This is a genomic window from Streptomyces sp. PsTaAH-137 (assembly GCF_003259365.1).
Classification (GTDB): Bacteria; Actinomycetota; Actinomycetes; order Streptomycetales; family Streptomycetaceae; genus Streptomyces.
Genome location: NZ_QLLY01000003.1, coordinates 125,017 through 145,922, shown reverse-complemented (window position 1 = coordinate 145,922; position 20,906 = coordinate 125,017). Strand labels below are relative to the sequence as shown.

13 protein-coding genes are annotated in these 20,906 nt (G+C 72.7%); 8 read left to right on the top strand and 5 right to left on the bottom strand.

The genetic code is table 11. The features are described from left to right. Position 1 precedes the first annotated feature (1 nt). From K377_RS07085 to K377_RS07075, 3 genes are all read left to right on the top strand, one after another. Entirely contained in the window at positions 2–3,754 is a 3,753-nt protein-coding gene (locus tag K377_RS07085; protein ID WP_111662312.1) for a S8 family serine peptidase, read from the top strand. 132 nt (positions 3,755–3,886) lie between these two features. After that, entirely contained in the window at positions 3,887–5,365 is a 1,479-nt protein-coding gene (locus tag K377_RS07080) for a protein phosphatase 2C domain-containing protein (protein WP_111662311.1), read from the top strand. Positions 5,366–5,455: 90 nt separating this feature from the next. After that, a complete protein-coding gene (locus K377_RS07075) occupies positions 5,456–7,201 on the top strand; it encodes a pyruvate dehydrogenase (protein ID WP_111662310.1) in 1,746 nt (581 codons plus the stop codon). 36 nt (positions 7,202–7,237) lie between these two features. Here K377_RS07075 and K377_RS07070 read toward each other — a convergent pair whose 3' ends face one another. Then, on the bottom strand, positions 7,238–10,312 hold the full coding sequence (locus K377_RS07070; RefSeq protein WP_111662309.1) for a glycoside hydrolase family 38 C-terminal domain-containing protein: 3,075 nt from the start codon (positions 10,310–10,312) through the stop codon (positions 7,238–7,240). A 215-nt stretch (positions 10,313–10,527) separates the two neighbouring features. Here K377_RS07070 and K377_RS07065 point away from each other — a divergent pair, with 215 nt between their 5' ends. Further along, complete coding sequence (locus K377_RS07065; RefSeq protein ID WP_111662308.1) at positions 10,528–10,989, top strand: ATP-binding protein; 462 nt, start codon at positions 10,528–10,530, stop codon at positions 10,987–10,989. Positions 10,990–11,019: 30 nt separating this feature from the next. Here the strand turns inward: K377_RS07065 and K377_RS07060 are convergent, their stop codons facing one another. Together K377_RS07060 and K377_RS07055 are read right to left on the bottom strand one after the other, a co-directional pair. Then, positions 11,020–12,096, bottom strand: coding sequence for a DUF2637 domain-containing protein (locus tag K377_RS07060; protein ID WP_111662307.1), 1,077 nt, complete (start codon positions 12,094–12,096; stop codon positions 11,020–11,022). A 186-nt stretch (positions 12,097–12,282) separates the two neighbouring features. Beyond that, the gene (locus K377_RS07055) at positions 12,283–13,137 is read right to left on the bottom strand and encodes a (2Fe-2S)-binding protein (RefSeq protein ID WP_111662306.1); all 855 of its coding nucleotides are present in this window, start codon (positions 13,135–13,137) and stop codon (positions 12,283–12,285) included. A gap of 141 nt (positions 13,138–13,278) precedes the next feature. Here K377_RS07055 and K377_RS07050 point away from each other — a divergent pair, with 141 nt between their 5' ends. Continuing rightward, on the top strand, positions 13,279–14,010 hold the full coding sequence (locus K377_RS07050) for a GntR family transcriptional regulator (protein ID WP_111662305.1): 732 nt from the start codon (positions 13,279–13,281) through the stop codon (positions 14,008–14,010). Positions 14,011–14,065: 55 nt separating this feature from the next. On the opposite strand, the gene K377_RS07045 is transcribed toward K377_RS07050, so the two are convergent. Together K377_RS07045 and K377_RS07040 are read right to left on the bottom strand one after the other, a co-directional pair. Further along, on the bottom strand, positions 14,066–14,827 hold the full coding sequence (locus tag K377_RS07045; RefSeq protein ID WP_161195147.1) for a hypothetical protein: 762 nt from the start codon (positions 14,825–14,827) through the stop codon (positions 14,066–14,068). Positions 14,828–14,955: 128 nt separating this feature from the next. Further along, entirely contained in the window at positions 14,956–16,635 is a 1,680-nt protein-coding gene (locus K377_RS07040) for a PucR family transcriptional regulator (RefSeq protein ID WP_111662304.1), read from the bottom strand. A gap of 313 nt (positions 16,636–16,948) precedes the next feature. On the opposite strand from K377_RS07040, the gene K377_RS07035 reads away from it, so the two are divergent. Genes K377_RS07035 through K377_RS07025 form a run of 3 tightly spaced genes read left to right on the top strand, consistent with a single transcriptional unit; the run spans position 16,949 to position 20,830 of the window. Further along, entirely contained in the window at positions 16,949–17,848 is a 900-nt protein-coding gene (locus K377_RS07035; RefSeq protein ID WP_111662303.1) for a xanthine dehydrogenase family protein subunit M, read from the top strand. After that, positions 17,848–18,435, top strand: coding sequence for a (2Fe-2S)-binding protein (locus K377_RS07030; RefSeq protein WP_111662302.1), 588 nt, complete (start codon positions 17,848–17,850; stop codon positions 18,433–18,435). Before K377_RS07035 ends, K377_RS07030 begins: the two co-directional genes overlap by 1 nt. Before the next feature lie 4 nt (positions 18,436–18,439). Continuing rightward, complete coding sequence (locus K377_RS07025; protein ID WP_111662301.1) at positions 18,440–20,830, top strand: xanthine dehydrogenase family protein molybdopterin-binding subunit; 2,391 nt, start codon at positions 18,440–18,442, stop codon at positions 20,828–20,830. Positions 20,831–20,906: the final 76 nt, after the last annotated feature.

Below are 20,906 nucleotides of genomic sequence, written 5' to 3'. Positions count from 1 at the left end.
GATGCGCCCGATAGCGCGTACGGCCCTGGTGGCGGCGACCGCCGCCGTCCTGGCCGTCACGGTGGCCGTGCCGTCCGGAGCGGTGGAGGGGACCGCCCCGGACTCCGGCCGTCCACTCGTCGGCAGCACCGCCGCGGCCGCGGCGGCCACGACCGCGACGGTGACCCTGGTGACCGGCGACCGCGTCCTGGTCACCACCGACGCCGACGGCGACAGCTCCGCGACGGCCCTGCCCGCCGAGGACGGCACCGCACCACTGCTCCAGACCCGCCGCTCCGGCAAGGACCTCTACGCCTACCCGGACGGCGCCGCCCGGGCGCTCGCCGCGGGCCGCGTCGACGAGGAACTGTTCAACGTCACCGGACTGATCCGGCAGGGCTACGACGACCAGCACAGCGCGACGCTCCCGCTCATCGCCACCTACGACGGCTCCGTCGACGTCGCCCGTACCGTGCCCGCCACCCCGCGCGGCGCGAAGCGCGGCCTCGTCCTCGACGCGGTCGACGGGGTCGCCCTCAAGGCCGACAAGAAGAAGGCCGCCGACTTCTGGGCCGACATCGCCTCGCCCCGCTCCCGCGCGGCCGGTGACCTGAAGAAGCTGTGGCTCGACGCCAAGGCCCGGTCGCTGCTCGCGGAGTCGACGAAGCAGGTGCACGCCGACCGGGCGTGGGCCGCGGGCTACGCGGGCAAGGGCACCAAGGTCGCCGTCCTCGACACCGGCGTCGACGCCGAACACCCCGACCTCAAGGGCCGCATCGCCGCGTCCGAGAACTTCACCGACTCCGCCGACGCCGACGACCACCAGGGCCACGGCACCCACACCACGTCCACCGTCGGCGGTACCGGCGCGGCGAGCGGCGGCAAGGAGAAGGGCGTCGCCCCCGAAGCCACCCTGCTCAACGGCAAGGTGCTCAACGACAGCGGCTCCGGCGCCACTTCATGGATCATCGCCGGGATGCAGTGGGCCGTCGACGAGGGCGCCGACGTGGTCTCCATGAGCCTCGGCAACCCCTCGGAACTCGACTGCTCCGACCCCATGGCCCAGGCCACCCAGGAACTCGCCCGGTCCGCGAAGAACACGATATTCGTCATCGCCGCCGGTAACGCAGGACCGCACAACAACACGGTCTCCTCGCCCGGTTGCGTCCCCGAGGTGCTGACCGTCGGTGCCGTCGACAGCGACGACGCCACCGCGAGCTTCTCCAGCCGCAGCCCCGTGCAGCGCACCCACACCCTGAAGCCGGAGATCGCCGCGCCGGGCGTCGCCATCGAGGCCGCGGCCGCGGGCGGCCGGGGCGTGTACGCGTACCAGTCCATGAGCGGTACGTCGATGGCGACCCCGCACGTCGCGGGCGCCGCCGCCCTGGTCAAGCAGCGCCATCCCGACTGGAGCGCGGCGCGGATCAAGCAGGCCCTCGTCTCCTCCGCCGACGCGGGGATCCCCGGCGACGTGCGGGAGACCGGGGGCGGCCGGCTCGACGTGAAGGCCGCGATCGACCAGACGGTCCTCGGCGCCGACGCCGTCCAGGGCGGCACGTTCAACTGGCCGCAGGACAGGAGCGACCGGACCACCGTCCAGGTCCCGTACACCAACACCACCGTGAAGCCGGTCAAGTTGAGCCTGTCCGTCGCCCGCGTCACCGGCAACGACGGCTCCACGGTCCGCTCGAAGGTCGCCGCCCTCGACGCCCGTACGGTCACCGTGCCCGCGGGCGGCACCGTTCAGGTCCCGCTGAAGCTGGACCCGGCGGCGCACCTGAAGGCCGCCCAGTACGGCGACGTCACCGGCCGGATCCTCGCCACCGGACCGGGCGGCACGCACCTGAGCACCCCGTTCTCGCTGTACGTGCAGCCCGAGACGGTCACCCTGCGCGTCAAGGTGGTCGACCGGCGCGGCGAGCCCGCGACGGGCGCCTCCTCCGTCGATGTCATCGGGATGGACGAGGCTTCCGGCGAGCGGCGCGTCAACGACGGCGCCGCCGACCAGACGTACCAGGTCCGTCCCGGCGCGTACTTCGTGTCGAGCTTCGTCGCGACCCCTGCCGCCGAGGGCACGCTCGTCGACTCGGCGACCTTCATCGGCCGCCCCCAGCTGACCGTCACCAAGGACACCACCGTCGTCCTCGACGCCCGCAAGGCCCACCGGTTGAGCATCAGGACCGACCGCGACAGCGAGGTGCGCGGCGCCTCCCTCGGCTTCGCCCGCACCTTCGGCACCGACCACTGGCTGCACTCGGCGACCGTCCAGGGCTCGCGCACCGTGCGCGCCTACTACGCCGACGTCCAGGGCCGGGCCACCGACGGCACCTTCGAGTTCGACAGCTTCTGGCGCGCCGCCGCCCCGCAGATCAGCGCGTTCGGCGTGACCGGTGGACCCGACCTGCACCCGGTGACCGGCTCCACCAACTCCGCCAACCTCGACGGCACCGGCAGCGCCGAGATCGTCGACGGCGGCGCCGGAACCGCCGCCGAACTGGCTGCGAGCAAGGACAAGTTGGCGCTGGTGAAGCTGCCCGAGGGCGGCTCCGCGTCCGCCGTCGCCCAGGCCGCGGCCAAGGCCGGCGCCAAGGGAGTCGTCCTCCACCGCGAGGCCGCGGGCCGCTGGTACCCGGCGACCGGCTTCACCGGCGGCCCGCTGCCGACGCTCGCCCTGGAGACCGCCGAGGGCGCCGCGCTCGCCGCCCGCATCGCCTCCGGCCCCACGACCCTCCACTGGAAGGCCACCGCCACCAGCCCGTACAGCTACACCCTGGCCTTCCCCGAGACCGGCCAGATCCGCGGCGACCGCACCTACCGCGTCGCCGACCGCGACCTCGCCACGAACACGGCGACCTACCGCGCCATGGGCACCGCCGCCGACTACCTCGACTTCCCGTCGGTGTCCCGCCCGAACGGCCTGACCGCCGGCTTCGGCGACCTGTTCACCATCGCCGCGCCGTCCACCCGCACCGAGCTGTACTCCACGGACGGCACCGGCTTCGGCCACGAGGTGTCCAGCGCCTTCCCGTTCGGCGAGTTCATGAGCGACCCCGCGCGCACCTACAAGAAGGCCGAGCGGCGCACCGAGGAGTGGTACGGCGGTGTGCTCGCCCCCACCACGCCCCTGACGGCCACCGGTGAGCAGGCCCTCGCCGCCGAGCGGCAGGGCAACCTGATCGGCGTCGCGCCCGGCTTCTGGGGTGACGGTCAACATCAGGGATTCCAGGGCTCGTTCGGTGACATCGGCAGTGTCCAGCTGAAGCGCGACGGCGAGATCGTCGGACAGAGCGGCTGGCCGTACGGGGTCTTCGAGGTCCCGGCCGGTGACGCCGCGTACGAACTCACCCTGCAGACCGCCAAGATCGGCTCCCGGGTGTGGAACCGCTCGACGCAGACCAGCACGGCGTGGTCGTTCCGCTCGCACCTCGACGAGAGCGCCTACTCGCAGGGCGTCCCGCTGCTCTTCCCGCACCTGACCCTGCCCGAGGACGGTCTCAAGACCCTCGCCGCGCGGGACGGGCAGCGGATCGACCTGACGGCGACCGGTCACGCGGGATACACGCCGGGCCGGATCACCGAGGCCGCGCTCTCGTACTCGTACGACGGCGGTGAGACCTGGACGGAGGCCAGGACCGCCCGTCACGACGGCAGTTGGACCGCGACCGTGGACCACGCCGGAGCCACCGGCGAGCAGGTCACACTGAAGGTTCGGCTCACCGACGCGAAGGGCGCGTCGGTCACCCAGACCGTCACCCGCGCGTACGACGTGCGCTAGTTCGAGCCGTCACACGAACCGGTCCGCCGGGCGGCCACCCTGTGGGGGGTGGGGCCGCCCGGCGGACCTTTTGCGCGCAGGTTTTTCCCGATGCACCGTTTTCGGACGCCGCACCATGTGGACAATAAGGGCATGAGCCAGCAGGGGGAGAGGCACACCGGTCACCGGTCCCGCGCGTTCCAGGAGTCCCGCGAGGACGACTGGTGGGGACAGTTGTACGACGACGATGCCGCTGCCGCGGCCGACGACACGGGCCCGGCCCCGGCCGCGGACACGCTGGACGACCGCTTCGCCTCGGTCGGCTCGGTGACGACCCCGCCGCAGGACGCGGCACCGCCCCCGCCATCCTGGGACCCACCACCGCCCGAACCACCCGCACCCGGCGGCCTGCCCTCGCTGCGACCCGACACGGCGGGCCCGACGGCACCGACCGGACCGACGGCACCGGCAGCACCCGCGGAACCGCCCGCCCCGGAGGCGCCGCCCCGGCCCGCCGAGGCGCCCGCCGTCGAGCCCGCGGCGTCCGTGCCGCCCCCCGCGGGCCCACCGCCGACGCCGCTCCCGGACCCTCGCACCGGCCCGCCCGCCCCGCCGCCCGAGCCCCCGGAGCCCGCGCTCCCGCCGGAGCCGCCCGCCCCGCCCACGGTCCCGTACGTGGGGGACGGCCCGCCCACCTACGAGGCCGAGCCCACCGCCCTGCCCGTCGCCGACCCCGACGACCTGGACGACCTCGTGGCCGACACCGTGCTCGACGGGGCCCGGTACGGCTCCTGCGTGCTGCGGGCGGCCTCCGTGCGCGGCGACTCCGCGCGCTACCGGGGCGAGCCCCGCCGCGACGCGATGCTGACCGCCCGCTTCGGCAGCGGTCCCGGCGCGCTGATCCTCGTCGCCCTGGCGACCGGCGCCCGCGCCACCCCGGGCGCCCACCGCGCCGCCGCCGACGTGTGCGACTGGATCGGGCGGGCCGTCGGGCTCAGCCACGCCCGGCTTGCCGAGGACATCAGGGCGGGCCGGCGCGGCGACCTCAAGTCGGGGCTGCACCGGCTCACCGACCGCAGCCTCGGCAAGCTGCGGGCCGCCGCGGCCGAGCAGGGGATCGACCCCGACGAGTACGGCGCCACCCTGCGCTGCCTGCTCGTCCCCGCCGACCCCGCCTGCCGCACCCGTGTCTACTTCGGCGTCGGCGGTGGCGGTCTGTTCCGGCTGCGGGACGGCGCCTGGCAGGACATCGAGCCGAGCGTCGTCGAGCAGCGCACCGGCGCGCCCGTCGTCGGCTACGGATCGTCGCCGCCCGCCGAGACGCCCGAGGGCGACCGGCTCACCATGGACCTCGGCATCACCACCCCGCCGAGCCCCTACGAACCGGCGCCGGAGCCGCCCCGCGACCCGTTCCGGTTCCGTGCCTCCGTCGCCCGGCCGGGGGACACCCTGCTGCTGTGCACGGCGGGCCTCGCCGAGCCGCTGCGCGGCGAGCCCGCGCTCGCCCGCCACCTCGCGGAGCGCTGGGCGGACGCCGAGCCGCCGGGCCTGGCCGCGTTCCTCGCGGACACCCAGGTCCGGGTCAAGGGGTACGCGGACGATCGCACGGCCGCCGCCGTTTGGGAGGCGTAACACCGCCCCGTGTGAATTCATGGAACCCGGCAACAGTGATCGGCAGTGAGACCGAGACAGAGACCGGGTTTTCGAAGGGGCACACACGTCATGGCCAAGCAGAACGTCGCGGAGCAGTTCGTCGACATCCTCGTCCGGGCGGGCGTCAAGCGCATGTACGGCGTCGTCGGCGACAGCCTCAACCCGGTCGTCGACGCCATCCGCCGCAACAGCGCCATCGACTGGATCCACGTACGCCACGAGGAGACCGCCGCCTTCGCCGCGGGCGCGGAAGCGCAGGTCACCGGGCAGCTGACCGCCTGCGCGGGCTCCTGCGGCCCCGGCAACCTGCACCTCATCAACGGCCTGTACGACGCCCACCGCTCCATGGCCCCCGTCCTCGCCCTGGCCTCGCACATCCCGTCCAGCGAGATCGGCCTCGGCTACTTCCAGGAGACCCACCCCGACCGGCTCTTCACGGAGTGCTCGCACTACAGCGAGATGATCTCCAGCCCGAAGCAGATGCCCCGGGTGCTGCAGACCGCCATCCAGCACGCGGTGGGCCAATCGGGTGTCAGCGTCGTCTCGCTCCCCGGCGACGTCGCCGACGAGGCCGCCCCCGACGGCGGCACCGAGACCGCGATCGTCACCTCGCGGCCCACGATCCGGCCCGGCGACGCCGAGATCGACAAGCTCGTCGAGATGATCGACGAGGCCGACAAGGTCACCCTGTTCTGCGGCAGCGGCACCGCCGGCGCGCACGCCGAGGTCATGGAGTTCGCCGAGAAGATCAAGTCGCCGGTCGGGCACGCGCTGCGCGGCAAGGAGTGGATCCAGTACGACAACCCGTTCGACGTCGGCATGAGCGGCCTGCTCGGCTACGGCGCCGCGTACGAGGCGACCCACGAGTGCGACCTGCTGATCCTGCTCGGCACCGACTTCCCGTACAACGCGTTCCTGCCGCAGAAGGACGTCAAGATCGTCCAGGTCGACGTCCGGCCCGAGCACCTCGGCCGCCGCTCGAAGCTGGACCTCGCGGTGTGGGGCGACGTTCGCGAGACGCTGCGCTGTCTGACCCCGCGGGTGAAGCCGAAGAGCAACCGCCGCTTCCTCGACAAGATGCTGAAGAAGCACGCCGACCACCTCGAAGGCGTCGTCAAGGCGTACACCCGCAAGGTCGAGAAGCACGTCCCCATCCACCCCGAGTACGTCGCCTCCGTCGTCGACGAACTCGCCTCCGAGGACGCCGTGTTCACCGTCGACACCGGGATGTGCAACGTCTGGGCGGCCCGCTACATCTCGCCCAACGGACGGCGCCGGGTCATCGGCTCGTTCTCGCACGGCTCGATGGCGAACGCGCTGCCGATGGCGATCGGCGCCCAGTTCACCGACCGGAACCGGCAGGTCATCTCCATGTCGGGCGACGGCGGCTTCTCGATGCTGATGGGCGACTTCCTGACGCTGGTCCAGTACGACCTGCCCGTCAAGGTCGTCCTCTTCAACAACTCCTCCCTGGGCATGGTGGAGCTGGAGATGCTGGTGGCGGGCCTGCCCTCGTACGGGACCACCAACAAGAACCCGGACTTCGCCGCCGTCGCCCGCGCCGCCGGTGCCTACGGCGTCCGCGTCGAGAAGCCCAAGCAGCTCGCGGGCGCGCTCAAGGACGCCTTCAAGCACAAGGGCCCGGCGCTCGTCGACATCGTCACCGACCCGAACGCGCTGTCCATCCCGCCGAAGATCAGCGCCGACATGGTCACGGGCTTCGCGCTCTCCGCCTCCAAGATCGTCCTCGACGGCGGGGTGGGCCGCATGGTGCAGATGGCACGCTCCAACCTCCGCAACGTGCCGCGCCCCTGATGTTGCGTCAGTGAACGCGGCACGCACGGCTGCGGCTCAGACGGGCCGCAGCCGCAGCGTCAGGATCTGGAACGGGCGCAGGGCGAGCGCGAGTCCGCTGTCCGAGGTGACGGCGGGCCGCAGCGGGCGCTCCAGGAGGTCCGTCTCGTCGGCGCCCGCCACCGGGAACCCGGCCGTGAGCGTCGCCTCGGCGCGCCCGCCGCGCGACTCGTAGAGCCGGACCACGACATCGCCGCTGCGGTCCTCGGCGAGCTTCACCGACTCCACCGTCACCGCCGGGTCGTCGACCGTGACGACGGGCGTCAGCGCGGGGGAGGAGGCGATCCGCAGCGGCAGGTTCAGCGCCAGCCCCTCCGCCACCGCGTCACCCGTCGTGGCGCCCGGCAGCAGCGCGTACGTGAACCGGTGCGTGCCCAGATCGGTCTCCGGGTCGGGGGAGTGCGGGGCCCGCAGCAGCGTCAGCCGCACCGTCGTGCCCAGGACACCGGCCCCGTCACCGTGCTGCGTGCGGGTCACGTCGTGCCCGTACGTCGAGTCGTTGAGCAGCGCGACCCCGTACGCCTCCTCGGCCACCCGCAGCCAGCGGTGCGCGCAGATCTCGTAACGGGCCGCGTCCCAGCCGGTGTTGGCGTGCGTGGGCCGGTGCACATGCCCGAACTGGATCTCGGACGTCGACCGCTCGGCGTGCACGTCCAGCGGGAACGCCGCCTTCAGGACCTTCTCCGACTCCTGCCAGTCGATGTCCGTGACGATGTCCAGCCGCCTGCTGCCGGCCGCGAGCCGGTACTCCTGCACGATCCGCGAGGCGCCGAACGACCGGGTGACCCGGACCGCGACCCGCAGCGGCCCCTCCTCCACCAGCTCCACCGACTCGGCGCCGGTCAGATCGGTGCGGGTGTGCCGGTAGTGGGCGTCCAGGTCCCAGGCGTCGTACTGGGTCGGGTGGTCGGGGTGCAGCTGGAGCAGGTTCCCGCGCGCGCCGGGGGACAGGACCTCGCGCCCGCCGTGCTCCAGGTCCCGTACGGAGGCGAGGAGCCCGTCGGCGTCGACCGCCACGGTCAGATACTCGTTCGCGAGCACGATCTTTTCGTCCGCCCCACGGGTCGCCGCCGCGTGCGCGCCGGGGCCCCGGGGGTGCGCGTCGGCCTCGTCCAGCGGCCCGGCGCCGAGGCCGTCGACGCGCACCCGCGCCAACCGCCCGTCGTACGCCACGACTTCGTCGCGCGGGTAGGGCGAGGCGTTGAGCGCCGAGGGCTCGCCGCCGCCGAGCCGGCGTACGGCTTCGGCCGTGAGTCCGTCCAGCTCGGCGAGGACCGCTGCGTAGGTCTCGCGGGCCTCCCGGTGGACCCAGGCGATCGACGAGCCCGGCAGGATGTCATGGAACTGGTGCAGGAGCACCGTCTTCCAGATCCGGTCCAGGGCGTCGTACGGATACGCGTACGACGGATCGCGCAGCGCGGCCGCCGTGCACCACAACTCGGCCTCGCGCAGCGCGTGTTCGCTGCGCCGGTTGCCCTGCTTCGTCTTCGCCTGCGTGGTGTAGGTCGCCCGGTGCATCTCCAGATACAGCTCACCGGACCAGACCGGCGCCCGCTCCCCGTACTCCTGATGCGCGGCCTCGAAGAACGCCGACGGCTTCTCGATCTCCACCGTCGGGGAGCCTTCGAGGGAGCGCAGGCGGCGGGCCTTCTCCAGCATCTCGCGGGTCGGACCGCCGCCGCCGTCGCCCCAGCCGAACGGCACGAGGGAGCGCGAGGCGCCGCCCTTCTCCGCGAAGTTCCGCTCCGCGTGCGCCAGTTCGCGGGCGTGGAACTGGGCGTTGTACGTGTCCACCGGCGGAAAGTGGGTGAAGACCCGCGTGCCGTCGATGCCCTCCCACCAGAACGTGTGGTGCGGCATCTTGTTCGTCTGGTTCCAGCTCAGTTTCTGCGTGAGGAACCACTTCGCGCCCGCCAGCTTCGCCAGCTGCGGGAAGGCGGCGGTGTACCCGAAGGAGTCCGGCAGCCAGACCTCCTCCGTCTCCACGCCCAGCTCGTCCCGGAAGAACCGCTTGCCGTGCACGAGCTGCCGGGCCAGCGCCTCACCGCCCGGCATGTTGGCGTCCGACTCCACCCACATCGAACCGACCGGCGCCCAATTGCCGTCCGCCACAGCCTTCTTGATGCGCTCCCAGATGTGCGGCTGATGCTCCTTCACCCACGCGTACTGCTGCGCCTGCGAGCAGGCGAAGACCAGCTCGGGGTAGTCGCGGGCCAGCGCCGTGACGTTCGCGAACGTCCGGGACGCCTTGCGGACCGTCTCACGCAGCGGCCACAGCCACGCCGAGTCGATGTGCGCGTGCCCGGCCGCCGAGATCCGGTGGGCGCTGGCGTGCGCGGGCCGGGCCAGGACGTCGGCCAGCTCGGCGCGGGCCGCGGCCGCCGTGCCGGACACGTCGTGCAGGTCGAGTGCGTCCAGCATCCGCTCCAGGGCGCGCAGGATGTCGTGGCGCCGGCCGCGGTCCGCGTCCAGCTCGTGCATCAGCTCGGAGAGCACCTCGACATCGAGCACGAGATGCCACACGGTCTCGTCCAGTACGGCCAGGTCGGCAGCGCGGAATCGGTAGATCGGCCGATCCCCGGCCGTCAGCACGTCACCGAGCGGGGTGGGCGCGAAGTCCCGGAGGACCGCCGGATTGGCCGCCGTCTCCAGCAGCAGCCGCACCGGTTCACCACCGGCCGCGCGCTCCGCGACGGTGAGATGCCGGTTGCGCGGGTGGATGCCCTTGAGGGGGACGCCCGAGGCGTCGTACAGCAGCCCCTCGGCCTGGAAGCCGGGGCCCTGCCCGCTGAACCCGGGGTCGACGACGGCCTCGACATGGAGCCCGGCCCACTCCTCGGGCACCGTCCCCTCCAGCCGGAACCAACTCGTCGACCAGGGCTTTCCCCAGACGGTCCCGGTCTCGAAGGGCATGTACGCGCCCTTCAGCGCCTCGGCGACGGGCACCGGCTCACCCGGTGCGTGCCACACGCTCAGGGTCAGCGGTGTCCGCCGCGCGTACTGCGCGGGCCGGACGAACTGACGCATCGCCCGCTCGAGTCGTCCTTCCACGAGCTGTCGGTCGTCATGCACGGCGGCTCCTTCTCGCTCCTCGTCCCGGGTGGATCGGGTGGATCCTCCGCTTCCCTTCCCCGCGCCGCCGGTGGACACCCCGTCGGTGATGGACGAATCAACAGGAGTGCGGACAGAGCAGCGGGGAATGCATGCCCGTGTACGCGTTCGACAGACAGGCCGAGGAGTACGAGTCGAGAACGAGAGAGGTATCGATCGGCGTGTGGGCGGGGGTAATGAAACGGCAGGTGCACGACACCAAGGACGGGGTCGCCGCAACCGCTGACGGGGCACCGCGACAGCTCAAGCGGAAGCTGGGCCGCGCGGACCTGCGAGCGGTACCGGAGACCAGGCGCGCACTGCGCGAGCTGCTCCGGGGCAGGCCGGGAAGAACGGAGATAGCCGAGCTGCTCACCAGCGAACTGGTCACCAACGCGCTGGTGCACACGGACCGGGACGCGGAACTCATCGCGACCGTGGGCCCCCGGGGCCTGCGGGTGGAGGTGAGAGACAGGGCGGCACACCGGCCGAAGCTGCGGGTACCGAACGCCGACGACGGTACCCACAGCACCCACGGCCGGGGCCTGCTCCTGGTCCAGTCGCTCGCGGACGCCTGGGGCGTCGCGGCGCTCGGCGCCGGAAGGACCGGAAAGGTGGTGTGGTTCGAACTGCACACGGGGGCGGGCGGCGTCCTGTGACACCGCCCGCCCACCGGATGTGACGCTGCGTCAGCCGAACTGCTGCTCAAGGTCCTTGAGCTTGCGCTCCAGGGTGTCGAGCCGGGGCAGCGCCTGCGTGTCGTCCTCGGCCGTCAGGTCGACGGTCACGGGCGCCTGCTCAGGGCCGCCCCTGACGGCCTGGAGCGAGGGTCGGGCGCGCAGCGGAAGCTGATCCTGTGCGGGCTGGGTTCCCGCGGATATGGCAGGCTCCGAGCCACCTTGGGCGGAGCCTGCCGACGCGGCCACGGCCGGCACCTCCACCTGACGGCCGCCGCGCCCGGGCAGACCGCGGTGCCCCCGGCTGAGGGCCCGCAGCTGCGCCCGCTCCAGCTTCTGGTGCTCCCGCTGCCGCATCCGGTTCTGCACCTTCTGCCGCTTGTCCTCGCGCACCTCGTCCACGGCCTCGTCCAGCGTCCGTACGTTCTCCAGGAGCATCAGCGACCAGGCGCTGTACGTCTCCCGGGGCGCGCGCAGCCAGCGGACGATCCGGATCTGCGGCAACGGCCGCGGCACCAGGCCCTGTTCGCGCAGCGCCGCGCGGCGCGTCTGCTTCAGGGCGCGGTCGAAGAGGACGGCCGCCGACAGCGACATCCCCGCGAAGAAGTGCGGGGCGCCCGCGTGGTCGAGCCCGCGCGGTGCGTGCACCCAGTTGAACCAGGCGGCGGCACCGGCGAACGTCCACACGAGTATGCGCGAGCCGAGCGCGGCGTCGCCGTGGCTGGCCTCGCGCACCGCGAGCACCGAGCAAAACATCGCGGCGCCGTCGAGGCCGAAGGGGACCAGGTACTCCCAGCCCCCGGTCAGGCTCAGGTTCTGCCGGCCGAAGCCGACCAGGCCGTGGAAGGAGAGCGCGGCGGCGACGGCGGCGCAGCAGAACAGCAGCACGTACGAGGCGGTGCCGTAGACGGCCTCCTTGCGCCTGCGGCGCTCCTCGCTGCGTTCCCACGACTCGTCCATCGACGACCCGCCCTTCTTGTCGTCCCCCGAGCGCCGGCCGCGCGCGAGGACCGCAACCGCCGCCAGTCCGCCCAGGAGCAGCACGGCGCCGGGAAGCAGCCAGTCCAGCGATATGTCGGTCAGTCTCATCTGGGGTCCCTTGCGTTGCGGTAGGGCTTTCGGGCGCCATAGTGGCCCAGCCGTCCGAGCCCGCAGGGAGTTTCGGGACAAGAGAACGCCATTGGAGTGCAAGGGGGCGCGTAAAGCGGCCGTACGCTCGAACTCCCGCCTGGGAAAGGGCAGTTGAGTTCGATTTACGTCACTCGTACGAGTGGTTCAGGCTGCTGTGGTAGCCGTGAGGCGGGCGATGCGGTCCGCGTCGCAGGTGCGCGGGCAGGTCACACAGGTGTCCTCGGGGCGCAGGGTGTAGAAGAGGCAGCAGCTCGCGCGGTCCCGGGTGGGCAGGGTCTCGCCCTCGGGGCCGGTCAGCTCGCGGAAGGCGGCCCGGCCGACGTACGGCTTCGTGGTGCCCGGCAGCAGCTCCTCCAGCTCGGTCATCGCGCGCCGCTCCTCGCCGAGCAGATGACCGACGTACCAGAGGCTCTCGACGATCTCGTCCGTCGCCATGCCCCACAGGGCGCGCGGGCCGCGCCGCATCCGGGGCCCGAAGCCGCTCAGGACGGGCTGCAGGTGGTCGGCGACGGCCGCGCGGACCTCCGCGCGCAGGGCCTCCTCGTCGGGGACGACGTGGGCGCCGGGCAGGCTCGCCGCCGGGTCGCCGGGCAGGCAGGCGAAATCGGTGACGCGTACGGCCATCCGGCCGAGCGCCCGCTGGAAGGAGACGTGGGCGGCCGGGAAGCGAGGCACCCTGCGGTGCAGGAACCAGGGGGCCGTGATCAGCAGGCAGGCGGGCCACGCGTAGCGGTGCAGGCCGAAGCTGGCGATGACGTCGGGGCGCGCCTGCTGTCCGTAGTCCTTGAGCACCTGTGCGTTGTCCCAGGCCAGGAACGCGTCCAGGGCGGGGCCCTGCTGCGCCAGGTCCTCGGTGCGGACCCAGCCGGCGCCGTACGGCAGGGGCTCGTCGGGGGACAGCTCGATGATGCGCAGGCTCGGGAACACCTCGGTGAGGCGGGCGTACGCGGCCGACACCGCGCTGTCCGTCGCGGCATGCGCCGGGGTGAGGAGAGTCATGCAGGGACCACCGAATCGGGATCGTTTGCAGGTAAGCCTTACCTTACCCGACGTTTTCGGGGTTTGAACTGCGGGCCGGGGCCCCTATGGTTCTGGGTTGGGATGGGGACAAAGAGCGACGAACGGCTAGGAACGGCGGCGATGGGGATGACCGGGGTGGAGCAGGCCAGACCGCGCGTGGCGCCTTTCGCGGTGCCGGAGCAGCGCGCCGGGTCGGCCTCGCCCTCCGAGCGCAGCCGCGGTGAGCACACGCACAGCGAGCCGCCCGCGCCGCGGGTCCCTGTCGTGCGGACGTCGGTGCGCGGGCAGGTCCTCGACGCGCTGCGGGCCGCGCTGCTCTCCGGTGAGCTGGTGCCCGGCGAGGTGTACTCGGCGCCGGTCCTCGGTGAGCGGTTCGGGGTCTCGGCCACGCCCGTGCGCGAGGCGATGCAGTTGCTGGCCCGCGAGGGGGCCGTCGAGGTCGTGCCGAACCGGGGGTTCCGGGTGGCCGAGCGGTCGGCCCGGGAGCTGGCCGAGCTCGCCGAGGTGCGGGCGCTCATCGAGGTGCCGGTCGTGCTGCGGCTCGCCCGCGCGGTGCCGGTGTCGCGGTGGGCCTCGTTGCGGCCCGCCGCCGAGGAGACCGTCGCCGCGGCCGTCTGCGGGGATGTCGCGCGGTATGCCGAGGTGGACCGGGCGTTTCATCGGGCCGTGCTGGGGCTCGCCGGGAACGAGGAGCTGGTGCGGGTTGCCGATGATCTTCGGCGCCGGGTGGTCTGGTCGGCGTGTGACCTCGCGGTCGACGCCGGGCACCACGTGCTGCTCCTCGATGCCCTGGAGGCGCAGGACGCCCCGGCCCTCCAGGCGGTCCTGAACGCCCACTTCCACACTCCGTGAGCGGCCCGTCCCGGCCCTGCCCCTGCCGGGGCGCTGCGCCGGCCGTGACGAACAGCTACGCCGCCGCAGGCAGGATGCCTGCCAGCCAGGTCGGGACGCCGCCCAGGAGGCGGAAGAGGCGGGTGGCCTCGGCGGTCAGGCGGGCCTTGGTCTCCGGTTCGGGTTCGGCTTCGGCGAGGGAGACCAGGGCCGGGGCGGTACCGACGAGATAGCCCAGTTCCTCGCGGAGCCGCAGCGACTCCGCGAACCCCCGGCGGGCCTCGGCCAGCTCCCCCTCCCGCAGCGCGAGCCCGGCCAGATGCCGCCAGGTGAAGGAGAGCAGCAGGGGATCGTTGTGGGCCGTCGCCCCGGCATGGGCGCGGCGGTACGCGGCACGGGCGGCCTGCGGCGCGTCGGAGAGGTTCTCCGCCATCAGCCCCCGCCGGAAATCGAGCAGCGCCCGCCCGGCGGCTCCGGGAGCGATCAACGCGGCCGCCCGCCCGAACGCCGAGCGGGCCTCGTCGACCCGGTCCCGGACCTTGAGCAACGTGGCGGCATAGGCGAGCTGCCCCCGCTCACAGGCCGCGGCGCCCCGCTCCTCGTCGGTGTGGGCCAGCGCCTCGGCGGCCCGCAGCGCGTCCTCGGCCTCGGCCCAGCCCTGCTCCGTGTACAGGCAGCGCTCCCCGAGCAGCGCGGCCCGCTGGAGCGCGGCGGCCGGGTCGCCGACCGCATGCCGGTCGAGAAGCGCCGCCGCGTCGGCCCAGCAGCCGCGCGAGCGCAGCCGCCACACCGCGGTCTGGAGTGGATCGTCCCCTGCGTTCGTTCCGGTACCAGACATGGCGGGATGCGCCACGTTGCCCTCCCCGAGCACGCCATCGAGCCGAGTTGATGAGGCATCTCAGCACGGATCACGGCGCGCGGCCAAGAGGATGGGTGAAAGAATTCACAAACGCCGGGGGTTGCGCGTCAGCTCATCCGCAGGGCCAGGAAGAAGTCCAACTTGTCCTCCAGGCGCGAGAGATCACGGTTCGTCAGCTGTTCGATCCGGCCGACGCGGTACCGCAGCGTGTTGACGTGGAGGTGGAGCCGCGAGGCGCAGCGGGTCCACGAGCCGTCGCAGTCGAGGAACGCCTCCAGGGTCGGGATCAGCTCCGCGCGGTGCTTGCGGTCGTAGTCGCGCAGCGGGTCCAGGAGCCGGGCGGTGAAGGCGCGCCGCACGTCGTCCGGGACGAACGGCAGGAGCAGCACGTGCGAGGCCAGCTCCTGGTGGCCGGCCGCGCAGACCAGGCCGGTGCGGGCCCCCGCGACCCGGCGGGCGTGCCGGGCCTCCTCCAGGGCGCCGCGCAGCCCCTCGGCCGAGTGCACGGCGGCGCTCACGCCGATGGTGAGCCGCCCGTCGTCGGCGAGCCCCGCCGACAGCGGATCCCGTACGGAGGCCAGCAGCGTGTCGGCGATCAGGCCCTGCTCCGCGCCGTTCTCCTCGGTGGGCACCGCGGGCAGCGGGACGAGCGCGATCGCCTCGTCGCCGGTGTGCGCCACGGCGATCCGGTCGGACGGCTCCGGGCCGAAGGACAGCGGATCGACGAGGATCTCCTCCAGGAGGGACTGGGCGACCGGGCCGCCCTCGATGTCACCGCCCTCCCACTCGACCTTGGCCACGACGACCTGCCAGTGCGGGGCCGCGCCCAGGCCGGGCAGCAGCACCGGCGCGGCGACCCGCAGGCGGGCGGCGATCTCGGCCGGGGCGGCGCCCGACTGGACCAGTTCGAGGACTTCCTGGGCGAGCCGGCGGCGTACCGTACGGGCCGCGTCGCGCCGGTCGCGCTCGACCGAGATCAGCTGGGTGACGCCCTGGAGCAGGTCGAGCCGCTCCTCGGGCCAGTCCCCGGCGTCCGCCTCGACCGCGAGCAGCCAGTCCGACAGGACCGTCTCGCGCACGTCCCGGGAGCCCGCGAGGGCCGCGCCGCGGGCGCCGGAGCGGATCGGGAAGAGCGAGTAGGTGCTGCCGTCGACGGTGACGCGGTGCGGGGCGCGGCGGCCGGTGCGGGTCGCCGACAGGTGCTCGGCGGCCAGCCGGGCGCAGACCTCCGGGGGCAGCTCGGGCCCGCTGGCGCCGGAGCCCGCGATGGCCCGGCCCGCCGGGGAGAGCACCCAGGCGCTCAGGTCCAGGTCGCTGCCGAGCAGGTCGAGGACGACGTCGGGGCCGCCGCCCGTGGGCCCGGACGTCATCAGCCGCCGGTGCCGGTCCACGACCGCCGCGAGGTCGCCCGCGCGCTCGCCGGAGACCTGGCGCACGACGTGCTCGGTGATCGTCGCGAACGCCACCGACTCGTTCACCGCGAAGAGCGGCAGGCGGTGCTTGGCGCACGCCTGGACGAGATCGTCGGGGACGGCGCCCAGCTCGGCCTCGCCGGCCGCGAGGGCCGTGACCCCGGCCGCGTTGAGTATCCGTACGAACGGTTCCGAGTCCGCCGCGTCCCGGCGCCAGGCCAGACCCGTCAGGACCAGCTCGCCGCCGGACAGATAGCGGCTCGGGTCCCGCAGGTCCGTGGTCATCACGCCCCGGACGGTACGGTCGAGCTCTTCCTCGCCGCCGAGGAGCCTGAGGCCCAGCGCGTCCGTGTCCAGCAATGCGCGCAGCCGCATGTCTTCGTCGCCGCCGATCTGTCTCGAAGTGTGCGTGGGGGAGTGCGTCGTCCGTTTCCCACGAGAAACGGAGAGGTTACTGATGCCCTCCGTTCATACGAATCTACAAGACACCCGTCTTGGTCAGCCAACTCCTTCATGGTTTCCGTGACTGACCCAGGTGCGGTACACCCCTGTGTACTGGGCCCACTCCGCGTGAACAGCACATGAACGAGCCTCTGTGATCCGCACATCCGTGGCTCGATCGCATCGCCAGACGATCACCGAACGATCCACGCACGACGCCGAACGATTACGAAGAAGAGAGCCGCTCATGGACTTCCTTCGCCCCGCCAGCTGGGAGGAGGCGCTCGCCGCCAAGGCCGAGCACCCCACGGCTGTGCCGATTGCGGGTGGCACCGATGTGATGGTCGAGATCAACTTCGACCACCGGCGGCCCGAGTACCTGCTCGACCTCAACCGCATCAGCGAGCTGAGCCAGTGGGAGGTGGGAGAGGGAGCCGACGGCACGGTCCGGCTCGGCGCCTCCGTCCCGTACACCAAGATCATGGAGGAGCTGCGCACCGAGCTGCCCGGCCTGGCGCTCGCCTCGCACACCGTCGCCTCGCCGCAGATCCGCAACCGCGGCGGCGTCGGCGGCAACCTCGGCACCGCCTCCCCGGCCGGTGACGCCCACCCCGCGCTGCTCGCCGGCGGCTGCGAGGTCGAGGCCGAGTCGGTGCGCGGCACCCGCATGATCCCCATCGACGAGTTCTACACGGGCGTGAAGCGCAACGCCCTGGCGCCCGACGAGCTGATCCGCGCCGTGCACCTGCCCAAGGCGCAGGGCCCGCAGCAGTACTCCAAGGTCGGCACCCGCAACGCCATGGTCATCGCCGTGTGCGCCTTCGGCCTCGCCGTGCACCCCGAGGACCGGACCGTGCGCACCGGCATCGGCTCCGCCGCGCCGACCCCGGTCCGCGCCAAGGAGGCCGAGCAGTTCCTGAACGCCGCGCTCGACGAGGGCGGCTTCTGGGACAACGGCAAGATCATCACCCCGTCGGTCGCCAAGCAGTTCGCGGACCTGTGCGCCGCGGCCTGCAACCCGATCGACGACGTACGCGGCACCGCCTCGTACCGCCGGCACGCCGTCGGCGTCATGGCCCGGCGCACGCTCACCTGGGCCTGGGAGTCCTACCGCGGCACCGCCGCACGCACGGAGGGAGTCGCGTAATGCGCGTCAATTTCACGGTCAACGGCCGCCGGCAGGAAGCCGACGACGTGTGGGAGGGCGAGTCCCTGCTGTACGTGCTGCGCGAGCGGATGGGCCTGCCCGGCTCCAAGAACGCCTGTGAGCAGGGCGAGTGCGGTTCCTGCACCGTCCGGCTCGACGGGGTTCCGGTGTGTTCCTGTCTGGTCGCCGCCGGACAGGTCGAGGGCCGCGAGGTCGTCACCGTCGAGGGGCTCGCCGACTTCGCCAACCAGCGTTCCTGCGCGGGCAGTTCCTGCGGTACGTCGCTCCAGGAGGCCCAGGGCTGGTCCGCCAAGGGCACCGACTCGCAGACCGGCGAGGGCACCGAACTCGCCCCGATCCAGCAGGCGTTCATCGACGCGGGCGCCGTCCAGTGCGGCTTCTGCACCCCGGGCCTGCTCGTCGCCGCCGACGAGATGCTGGAGCGCACCCCGAACCCGTCGGACGCGGACATCCGCGAGGCGCTCTCGGGCAACCTGTGCCGCTGCACCGGCTACGAGAAGATCATGGACGCGGTACGGCTCGCCGCGGCCCGGCAGTCCGCTTCCGTTCCGAGTCAGGGGGTCTGAGTCCATGGCAACCACCGGAATCCCCTTCAACGTCACCCAGGGATCGAAGACCAAGGGCGGCATCGGCGAGTCCACGCTCCGCCCGGACGGCACCCTCAAGGTCACCGGCGAGTTCGCGTACTCGTCCGACATGTGGCACGAGGACATGCTGTGGGGCCAGATCCTGCGCTCCCCGGTCGCGCACGCCGAGATCGTCTCCATCGACACCGGCGAGGCGCTCGCCACCCCGGGCGTCTACGCGGTCCTCACCTACGACGACCTGCCGACCGACGTGAAGAAGTACGGCCTGGAGTTCAAGGACACCCCGGTCCTCGCGCACGGCAAGGTCCGCCACCACGGCGAGCCCGTCGCCCTCGTCGCCGCCGACCACCCGGAGACCGCGCGCCGCGCCGCCGCCAAGATCAAGGTCGACTACCGCGAGCTGCCCGTCATCACCGACGAGGCGTCCGCGACCGCGCCCGGCGCGATCCTCGTCCACGAGGGCCGCGACGACCACCACGCCGGCCACGTCCCGCACCAGAACATCGTGCACCGCCAGCCGATCGTCCGCGGCGACGCCGAGAAGGCCGCGCTGCGCGCGGACCACATCGTCACCGGCGACTACTACTTCGGCATGCAGGACCAGGCGTTCCTCGGCCCCGAGTCGGGCCTCGCCGTGCCGTCCGAGGACGGCGGCGTCGACCTGTACGTCGCCACCCAGTGGCTGCACTCCGACCTCGGGCAGATCGCACCCGTGCTCGGCCTGCCCGAGGACAAGGTGCGCATGACGCTGGCGGGCGTCGGCGGCGCGTTCGGCGGCCGCGAGGACCTGTCGATGCAGATCCACGCCTGCCTGCTCGCCCTGCGCACCGACAAGCCCGTCAAGATCGTCTACAACCGCTTCGAGTCCTTCTTCGGGCACGTCCACCGCCACCCCGCCAAGCTGCACTACGAGCACGGCGTGACGAAGGACGGCAAGATCACGCACATGAAGTGCCGGATCGTGCTCGACGGCGGCGCCTACGCCTCGGCCTCCCCGGCCGTCGTCGGCAACGCCTCCTCGCTGTCCGTCGGCCCGTACGTCATCGACGACGTCGACATCGAGGCGATCGCGCTCTACTCCAACAACCCGCCCTGCGGCGCCATGCGCGGCTTCGGCGCGGTCCAGGCGTGCTTCGCGTACGAGGCGCAGATGGACAAGCTCGCCGACGTCATCGGCATGGACCGGGTCGAGTTCCGGCAGCTCAACGCCATGGAGCAGGGCACGATCATGCCGACCGGACAGCCGGTCGACTCGCCCGCGCCGGTCGCCGAACTGCTGCGCCGCGTCAAGGCGATGCCGCTGCCCATGGAGCGCCAGTGGGAGTCCAGCGAGGGCGCCGACGTGCGCCAGCTGCCCGGCGGCCTGTCCAACACCACCCACGGTGAGGGTGTGGTGCGCGGCGTCGGCTACGCCGTCGGCATCAAGAACGTCGGCTTCTCCGAGGGCTTCGACGACTACTCCACCGCCAAGGTGCGCATGGAGGTGGTCGGCGGTGAGGCCGTCGCCACCGTCCACACCGCCATGGCGGAGGTCGGCCAGGGCGGCATCACCGTCCACGCGCAGATCGCCCGCAGCGAGCTGGGCGTCGCCCAGGTCACCATCCACCCCGCCGACACCCAGGTCGGCTCGGCGGGATCGACGTCCGCCTCCCGGCAGACGTACGTCACCGGAGGCGCCGTCAAGAACGCCTGCGAGCTGGTGCGCGAGAAGGTGCTGGAGATCGGGCGCCGCAAGATGGGCACCTACCACCCGGCCTGGGCCACCGCCGAACTCCTCCTGGAGGGCGGCAAGGTCGTCACCGACGGCGGCGAGGTCCTCGCCGACCTCGTCGACGTCCTGGAGGGCGAGTCCGTCGAGGTCGAGGAGGAGTGGCGGCACCGCCCCACCGAAGCCTTCGACCTGCGCACCGGGCAGGGCAACGGGCACGTGCAGTACTCGTTCGCCGCGCACCGCGCCGTCGTCGAGGTCGACACCGAGCTCGGCCTGGTCAAGGTCATCGAACTGGCCTGCGCCCAGGACGTCGGCAAGGCGCTCAACCCGCTGTCCGTCGTCGGCCAGATCCAGGGCGGCACCCTCCAGGGCATGGGCATCGCGGTGATGGAGGAGATCGTCGTCGACCCCAAGACCGCGAAGGTGCGCAACCCCTCCTTCACGGACTACCTGCTCCCCACGATCCTCGACACGCCGACCATCCCGGTCGACGTGCTCGAACTCGCCGACGAGCACGCCCCGTACGGGCTGCGCGGCATCGGCGAGGCACCGACCCTGTCGTCCACCCCGGCGGTCCTCGCGGCCATCCGGAACGCGACGGGCCTCCAGCTCGACCGGACCCCGGTCCGCCCCGAGCACCTGACGGGCACGGCCTCGGCCTAGCCCCGTCCAGCGCGGGGTGCCGGCCCCAGTACCGGCACCCCGCCTCCCCCCCCACTTGCGCCTCGGGCCGTCCCCC

What these genes read in the sequence shown, in the direction of transcription:
- K377_RS07085 (WP_111662312.1), top strand. Translation starts at nt 2, where the DNA reads ATGCGCCCGATAGCGCGTACGGCCCTGGTGGCGGCGACCGCCGCCGTC.
- K377_RS07080 (WP_111662311.1), top strand. Translation starts at nt 3,887, where the DNA reads ATGAGCCAGCAGGGGGAGAGGCACACCGGTCACCGGTCCCGCGCGTTC.
- K377_RS07075 (WP_111662310.1), top strand. Translation starts at nt 5,456, where the DNA reads ATGGCCAAGCAGAACGTCGCGGAGCAGTTCGTCGACATCCTCGTCCGG.
- K377_RS07065 (WP_111662308.1), top strand. Translation starts at nt 10,528, where the DNA reads ATGAAACGGCAGGTGCACGACACCAAGGACGGGGTCGCCGCAACCGCT.
- K377_RS07060 (WP_111662307.1), bottom strand. Translation starts at nt 12,096, where the DNA reads ATGAGACTGACCGACATATCGCTGGACTGGCTGCTTCCCGGCGCCGTG.
- K377_RS07055 (WP_111662306.1), bottom strand. Translation starts at nt 13,137, where the DNA reads ATGACTCTCCTCACCCCGGCGCATGCCGCGACGGACAGCGCGGTGTCG.
- K377_RS07050 (WP_111662305.1), top strand. Translation starts at nt 13,279, where the DNA reads ATGGGGATGACCGGGGTGGAGCAGGCCAGACCGCGCGTGGCGCCTTTC.
- K377_RS07045 (WP_161195147.1), bottom strand. Translation starts at nt 14,827, where the DNA reads ATGTCTGGTACCGGAACGAACGCAGGGGACGATCCACTCCAGACCGCG.
- K377_RS07040 (WP_111662304.1), bottom strand. Translation starts at nt 16,635, where the DNA reads ATGCGGCTGCGCGCATTGCTGGACACGGACGCGCTGGGCCTCAGGCTC.
- K377_RS07035 (WP_111662303.1), top strand. Translation starts at nt 16,949, where the DNA reads ATGGACTTCCTTCGCCCCGCCAGCTGGGAGGAGGCGCTCGCCGCCAAG.
- K377_RS07030 (WP_111662302.1), top strand. Translation starts at nt 17,848, where the DNA reads ATGCGCGTCAATTTCACGGTCAACGGCCGCCGGCAGGAAGCCGACGAC.
- K377_RS07025 (WP_111662301.1), top strand. Translation starts at nt 18,440, where the DNA reads ATGGCAACCACCGGAATCCCCTTCAACGTCACCCAGGGATCGAAGACC.